Source organism: Methylobacterium sp. WL19 (genome assembly GCF_008040005.1).
GTDB lineage: Bacteria > Pseudomonadota > Alphaproteobacteria > Rhizobiales > Beijerinckiaceae > Methylobacterium > Methylobacterium bullatum.
On sequence record NZ_VRVC01000181.1, the window covers coordinates 1 to 7,018 of the forward strand.

The window sequence follows — 7,018 nt, forward strand, 5'->3', positions numbered from 1 at the left end:
AGAACGGGTACTGCGAGAGCTTCAACGCCAAGCTGCGGGATGAACTCCTCAACGGCGAGGTGTTCTACACCCTCAAGGAGGCCAGCGTCGTGATCGAGCAATGGCGCAGGCACTACAACAGCATCCGGCCGCACTCGTCGCTCGGCTACCAGCCACCTGCGCCGGAGGTCGTCATTTGGCCAACGGAACCGAGCAGCTCAGCGCCGCTCGCTCACCCCGCCATCGTCACGCGACCGACGATGCACTAACTTCGAACCTGGGCCACCGAATGGGGGCAGGCCAATGTTCGAGCCGATGGCCCTGACCGTCATCATCGCCCTCGTCTCGGCCTTCGTTCTTTCGCTGATCTTCGTGCCGGCGATGATCGCCATCGTCATCACCGGGAAGGTCACCGAGACCGACAACGTCATCATCCGCTGGATCAAGTCGGCCTACCGTCCGGTCCTCGGTGCCGCCCTGCGCGTCCCGATGACCTTCGTCGCGGTCGCCCTTGTCCTGCTGGTCGGTGCCGGGTTCCTGTTCACCAAACTCGGACAGGAGTTCATCCCCCAACTCGACGAGAAGAGCATCGTGCTGAACGCGCAGCGCATCCCGTCGACCTCCCTGACCCAGTCGCAGGCGATGCAACTGAAGGTCGAGCAGGCGATCAGCCGATTCCCCCAGGTCGCCTACGTCTTCTCGAAGACCGGCACTGCGGAGGTCGCCTCCGACCCGATGCCGCCGACCTCGTCCGACACCTTCGTCATCTTAAAGCCTCAGGATGAATGGCCCGACCCGGACCTGTCCAAGGCCGACCTGCAGGAGCAGATCGAGAAGGCCCTCGGGGCGCTCGCGGGAAATGTCTACGAGTTCTCCCAGCCGATCCAGCTTCGCTTCAACGAGCTCCTGGCCGGCACCCGCGGCGACCTCGCCGTGAAGGTCTTCGGCGAGGAGTTCGAGCCGATGCTGAAGGCCGCCAACCAGGTCGCCACGATCCTACGCGGGACCGAGGGCGCTGACGACGTCAAGGTCGAGCAGACGGCCGGGCTGCCGTTCTTGGAGATCAAGATCAACAAGACGGAGGCGGCGCGCCTCGGCCTGAGCACGTCCGCGATCCAGGACGTCATCGGGGCGGCCATCGGCGGCCGCGAGGCCGGCATGGTGTTCGAGGGCGACCGCCGCTTCCCCATAGTCGTGCGCCTGAACGACAAGGTGCGCGAGGACCGTGAGGCCCTGGAGAACATCCCCGTGCCGCTGCCCCCGGGCGTCAACGGGCGGGCGTCCTCCGTCCTCCTGAAGCAGGTGGCGAGCTTCTCCGTCAGCGAGGGACCGAACCAGATCTCGCGCGAGAACGGCCGCCGTCGGGTCGTGGTCACAGCGAACGTTCGCGGCCGGGACACCGGCTCGCTCGTGGCGAAGGCCCAGGCCAAGGTCGCATCGCGGGTCCAGCTTCCGGCCGGGTACTACGTGACCTGGGGCGGGCAGTTCGAGAACCTAGCCTCGGCCCAGCAACGCCTGATGGTGGTGGTACCGGTGTGCTTCTTCCTGATCTTCCTGCTGCTGTTCTCGGCCCTAAACTCGGCCAAGGACGCGTTGCTGGTGTTCAGCGCGGTCCCTCTGGCCCTGACCGGCGGCATCGCCGCCCTGTGGCTGCGGGGGATGCCGTTCTCGGTACCGGCGGCGGTGGGGTTCATCGCCCTGTCGGGGGTGGCGGTGCTCAACGGCCTGGTGATGCTGACCGACATCAAGCAGCTCATCGCGGAGGGCCGGCCCAAGCGGGAGGCGATCCTTGAAGGGGCGATGATCCGGCTCCGGCCGGTGGCGATGACCGCGCTCGTGGCGTCCCTGGGGTTCGTACCGATGGCGTTGGCCACCGAGACAGGCGCGGAGATCCAACGGCCCCTGGCGACCGTGGTGATCGGCGGCCTTATCTCGGCAACCCTGCTGACGCTGGTCATCCTGCCGGCGCTCTACGCGCGCTTCGCCGGGGGCGTCCTCCCTTCAAAATCCGCCAAGTCGGACGCAACCGGTCACGCGGTCCCGGTTCCCGCTGAATAAGCCCCCTCGCATCTTCTGGAGACGTGACATGAAGGTCGCCACCCTTGTCCTGGCCTCCGCCATCTCCCTCGTCGGAACTCCCGATGTGGATCGTCACGGATGCATGGTGCACGATCACCAGCCCCTCCAGGTCAGACGCATGCCGATCACGCCGGCAACCACGTCCAAGCCGCGTAACCCGCTGGAGGACGAGGCCGACCATTGCGATGCGACGATGCGGGAGGGCCCGCCGGGGCTCAAGGTATCGTCGACGGAGGTGGCGCCCTTCGGCCTCTCCTGTGGGCCGGTAACGGGCGTGCCTAAGCCGTCGCTGGTCGACCGGGAGGCCAACCTCACCGGCCTCTACTATTTCCATGACCGTCCGTTGGCCTCCGGTCCGGACACTATCCAGGTGATCCTGATGGTCTGTCGGGAGCAGGGCCTTCAGCAGGTCGTCTGGGTCGGGCGGGCGCTCGATAGGGGGGCTCATGCGGTCGCACGGGAAACCCTGCGTCGGGAGGGCGTCCGCCTCCACGGCAATCCGCGGCCAGGGCCATTTCCGGACTCGCTTGAATGACTGGCGGGACGGACGTTGTTGGCCACGCGCGTGATGCCGGACGGTACCCGTGAACTGGTGATGGCCGCGTCAGGTCCGGATTTCGCCGCCTGCTCGGAGGCCCACCGTACAGGCACGGGTCACCCGGCCGAGGCTCATGTCACGGATCTGCTCGCAGAGGCCGTCCGGTGAGCCACTCGATCTCACACGAGCGGGTGTCGGCGGCTCGTCGCTGGCGCATTCGAGTGCGGATCGCTCGGTGATGACCGGCAAGAAGCTCGCCCGGCGAACCGAGACCTGGGGCGGTTCGGGCTGGCGCCGGCGCAAGGTCAGGGCGCACGTCCGCAAGGCGGCCGACAAGGCGTTTCTCTCGTCGACGATCCTGGTCGTCTCGCTCCTACTCCTGCCATTCCAATTCGGCGCCATGATCCGATGACCGCATGCCGACGGGAACGTGCCTCCCATGGCCGGGAGCGACCGTGGGATGCCATATCCGACATGACGCGGCTGCAGCAGGTCATTCCGGCCCTTCATCGTTCGGCGCTTATGGGCGTGACCGCCCTTACCGACCATGGGATGCGGGAACGGGCTAAACCGCGTTGTGGATGGCCTCAATGACCTGGCATGCCTCGTAGGGCTTCGGAACGAAAAGACCGTGGTCGGGGACCTCGCGGTCCTTAAAGCGATGGCGCCCGGAAGTCAGGACCAGCCGGATGTCCGGCCTGTTCTCGTTCACGCGCTCGGCAAGCGCGAGGCCGTCCATCGTTCCCGGCATGTCGACGTCGGTGAACTGCACGCCGATATCCGTGCGTTCATGCAGGACGAACCACGCCTCATCGGCATGGCGTGCCTCGACGACCGTGAAGCCGGCATCCTCAAGCATCTCGACGGCACACAACCGGACGAGATCGTCGTCTTCGACCACGAGGACCCGCGATGTTTCAGGCGAACGTTTCTTCGGCATTTCTGAACAACATGCGGATGAAGGGTGGGTTGCCTCACGTGCTGTCCCGCAACCTCCCCGGGACCAAGCAAGTCCCCGGAAATCTGTTCCGCCATTGCCCCCGAACTACGGAATCGCGGCAATATCCGATCACGCTAATAATGCGTACGTACCAGAAAACCTTGAACTTGACCGGAACAGGATTGCGCACAACCCGTTTGTGCTGCGCTGCCGACGCATCGTGGTGACGTGGTTTCGACACGTCATACCGGACCCGCTGAGCAACTAGCGGGACGTCGCATCCCATCCGCCGACAAATCTGGAGAACGTCATGGTCGGTACGAACCGCATCACGGGTGCCACAACCAATCTCGCGGGTAAGGCGGAAGCCGCCATAGGCGACCTGGTCGGCTCCAGGGAGCACTCGGTTAAGGGGCGCGTCCGGGAGGCCCAGGGGGCTGCCGAGAACCTCTTCGGACAGGCAAAGGACGTCGTCCGGAATGTCGCCGACGAGGTCTCGGACTATGCCGAGGACGCCTACGACCAGGGCAAGCGCCAGATCCACGAGGTCCACGAGCGCTCCACCCAGTGGCCGCACGCCTCCCTCCTCGTCGCGGGCCTCGTCGGCTTCGGCCTTGGCCTCCTCGTCGCCAAGCTCTGACGTCCTCGCTTCTGTTCCAGCACCAGACAACGTTCCGGAGTAACCCAGTGTCCGCTTCCCCCATGCTTCCGACCGGGTCCGCCGCGGCCTCAGCCGATACCCGCACCGTCCTCCTGAACCAGGTTTCCTGGGGAGCCATCTTCGCCGGGGCCGTCACCGCCCTCGTGACCCAGGTCATCCTGAACATGGTTGGCGTCGGAGTTGGCCTCTCAAGCGTCGGCGCGACCGCCGCCGACAACCCCGCCGCTTCGACCCTTTCGGCGGGTGCCGGCATCTGGTTCATCGTCTCCGGCATCATCGCCTCGCTCGCCGGCGGCTTCATCGCCGGGCGCCTCTCGGGCAAGCCCGTTACGGGCGCGGCCGGCCTGCACGGCCTCGTCTCCTGGGCAGTTACTACCCTCGTGGTGGTCTACCTGCTGACATCGGCGGCCGGCGGCCTCATCGGAGGCGCCTTCTCGGGCGTGACCAGCACGCTCGGCGGCGCCGGCTCCCTCGTCGGCGGCACTGTGCAGACGGCGGCCCAGGCGGCGGCACCCTCGCTGTCCAAGACTACGAACCCGCTGGACGGCATCGAGCAGAGTGTCCGCCAGCAGGCCGCCGGCCAGGACCCGCAGGCCGCCAAGGACGCTGCCGTCGCCGCGATCCGCGCCCTGTTCACTGGTGACCCGGCCCAGAAGGCCCAGGCCGAGAACCGCGCCGCCGATGCGCTCGCGAAGGCTCAAGGCATTCCGGTCGACCAGGCTAAGACCCAGATTCAGGACTACCGGAAGCAGTACGAAGAGACCGTCGCTACCGCCAAGCAGAAGGCCGAGGCCGCCGCGGTCGCAGCCAAGTCTGCCGCCACCCAGGGCGCCTTCTACGGCGCGCTGGCCCTGATCCTCGGTGCCCTGGCCGGCTTCCTCGGCGGCCGTCTGGGTACCATCGCCTCCGTCGGCACCACCGAGCGTTACTAGACCCGTCGCGTCTAATCCCAAGGGGGTCGACCGCTCGGGTCGGCCCCGCCCGCACCTTCTCACCCAAGGCTCTTACAATGATCCGCAAGCTCCTCACAGCCTTCCTCTTGCCGAAGGTCATCGCATACGTCAGCCGCCGCTTCGGTGGCCGCGCCGCGGCGCCGACACGCCGCCACTGATTGGAGCGTCGCGTCTCCGTCGCCGTGCGAACCGTCCGGCCCGACGATCAGGTACGGTCTCACGGTTCCCGTAGTGGACGACGGTCCAACACCGATCTGGATCGACAAGAGAAAGGCCGCCCTGTGTCCAGGGCGGCCTTTCTCTTGTCGATCAATAGAGTGAGCTTGCCATCATCGTCCGCCGGTGACCGCTCGCATAGGCGCCGAGGCAAGGTCGGCCGTCGAGCCGACGGTGTCCCGGATCCCGGACCCAACGTTCGACAGATGCTCGCCATAGGTCTCGCGCGTCTGCGGGTCGATCAGCGCCACGGGGGCCGCGACGGCGAGGGCCGCGCCGGTCGCCACTGTCGATGCGGCGCCGGCCGCCGTGCTTACCAGACGGTCGCCGATGCCGATCTGACCGTCCGAGATCGGCTGGCCGTCGGCGAGCCGCTTGCCGAGCAGCGCCACCACGTCGCCCGAGGCGAACTTGGCGTGGTTTAGGGGGTCGTCCGACTTCACCGACGACAGGTTGAGGACCGAAACGTTCTCACGTTCCAACTCGGACCGGTAGGGCTCGACCCGCGGGTCGATGGCCCCGAGCCGTACGCTATCGCCCCAGACCAGACGGGAGACGGCCAGGGCCTGGTCGTCTCCTGATACCATCAGCGTCAGGCGCGGGCGGTCCTTGCCCATGTCGTGAAAGGCCGCGCGGGCTAAGTCCATGTCGACATCCGGGGCTGCCAGGATGACGTTCCTGATCTTGGGGGCGATGCGCCGGTCGCGTATGGCCATCTGGCGCAGGCTTTCCAGGGCGAGCCAGTTGCCCATGGAATGGGCCAGGACCGTCACCTCCCCGACGTTCGGGTCCTTGGCGAGATCCCGGAGAAGGGTCTCCAGTCCGTTGCGGGAGAAGTTGGTGCTCTCCCGGTCATAACCGTAGGCGAGCACGGAGCCACGCGAGGGCCACGTGAACAGGACCGGCGCGACCTCGGCACCGGAATCGTGAACGATCTGGGCGAAGCGGAAGACCGCGTCCTCGAACTTGTTGTTGAAGCCGTGCACGAACACGAGGACGTGCCGTTTTGCGGCGCCACGAAGGGGACGCTTGGTCCAGGCGGCGACGTTCGCGCGCTCGACCGGATCTGCGCGCAGGGCCACGAAGTCGGTCGCCGGGTTTCCCGGCACGGATTTCGGCCATTGCACCGACCCTGGCTGCCGGATGGCATCAGGCGGAATGGATACGGACAAATCGGTGTAGGTGACGGCGTCGCCGCGCTCACCCGAGAACAGAACTCCGCTGTCGGCGGAGGACTTCCGCGTCGTGGCCACGAGCATGTCGACGCGCGAGGCGCCGGGAATCCGCCCGGCATCGGCGATGGGCAGTAGCACCCCTGTTGGACGCCCGGCACAGGCCGCCAGGGAAACCAGCACCGAGACGGCGAGCCCTGCGCCCGCACATCGACCAAGCCATTCGAACACCAGCGTCACCAAACAGATCCAGCCGTGAGAAGCCATGAGCGACACGCCCACGGTTAACGAAGTGTGTCCTGGGTGCTCGAAGATTGCGGCGGTTAGACGGGGCGCTTCGCCCAGGTGACGATGCCGAAGGCGGGACCATCGCGGGCCCCGCACGTTAGTCACGGGCGGCGCCCCGGACGCCGCCGGTTGGAGAGGAACAAGGCACATGCAGTCAGGCACCCCCCGCCCAGGTGACGACCCGCTTCCGCC

At 66.7% G+C, this 7,018-nt stretch carries 7 protein-coding genes and 1 pseudogene; 6 read left to right on the forward strand and 2 right to left on the reverse strand.

The features are described from left to right. From FV220_RS23155 to FV220_RS23170, 4 genes and pseudogenes are all read left to right on the forward strand, one after another. Positions 1-248, forward strand: a 248-nt coding sequence (locus FV220_RS23155; protein WP_147833376.1) for an integrase core domain-containing protein, incomplete at its 5' end; no start/stop codon positions are given. A gap of 34 nt (positions 249-282) precedes the next feature. After that, positions 283-2,037: pseudogene (locus tag FV220_RS23160) on the forward strand (CusA/CzcA family heavy metal efflux RND transporter); the annotation flags it as partial. Positions 2,038-2,065: 28 nt separating this feature from the next. Further along, positions 2,066-2,593, forward strand: a complete 528-nt coding sequence (locus FV220_RS23165) for a hypothetical protein (protein WP_147833377.1) — start codon at positions 2,066-2,068, stop codon at positions 2,591-2,593. A 136-nt stretch (positions 2,594-2,729) separates the two neighbouring features. Further along, positions 2,730-3,008 carry a hypothetical protein gene (locus FV220_RS23170; protein ID WP_147833378.1) on the forward strand — a complete coding sequence of 93 codons (279 nt, stop codon included), beginning with the start codon at positions 2,730-2,732 and terminating at the stop codon, positions 3,006-3,008. A gap of 153 nt (positions 3,009-3,161) precedes the next feature. Here FV220_RS23170 and FV220_RS23175 read toward each other — a convergent pair whose 3' ends face one another. Next, on the reverse strand, positions 3,162-3,536 hold the full coding sequence (locus tag FV220_RS23175; protein WP_147833379.1) for a response regulator: 375 nt from the start codon (positions 3,534-3,536) through the stop codon (positions 3,162-3,164). 310 nt (positions 3,537-3,846) lie between these two features. Between FV220_RS23175 and FV220_RS23180 the strand changes: the two genes are divergently transcribed. Together FV220_RS23180 and FV220_RS23185 are read left to right on the forward strand one after the other, a co-directional pair. Further along, complete coding sequence (locus tag FV220_RS23180) at positions 3,847-4,176, forward strand: CsbD family protein (protein WP_147833380.1); 330 nt, start codon at positions 3,847-3,849, stop codon at positions 4,174-4,176. 62 nt (positions 4,177-4,238) lie between these two features. After that, the gene (locus FV220_RS23185) at positions 4,239-5,129 is read left to right on the forward strand and encodes a PhnA-like protein (RefSeq protein ID WP_147833382.1); all 891 of its coding nucleotides are present in this window, start codon (positions 4,239-4,241) and stop codon (positions 5,127-5,129) included. A 350-nt stretch (positions 5,130-5,479) separates the two neighbouring features. Here the strand turns inward: FV220_RS23185 and FV220_RS23190 are convergent, their stop codons facing one another. After that, the gene (locus tag FV220_RS23190; RefSeq protein ID WP_246689523.1) at positions 5,480-6,778 is read right to left on the reverse strand and encodes an alpha/beta hydrolase; all 1,299 of its coding nucleotides are present in this window, start codon (positions 6,776-6,778) and stop codon (positions 5,480-5,482) included. Positions 6,779-7,018 lie beyond the last annotated feature (240 nt).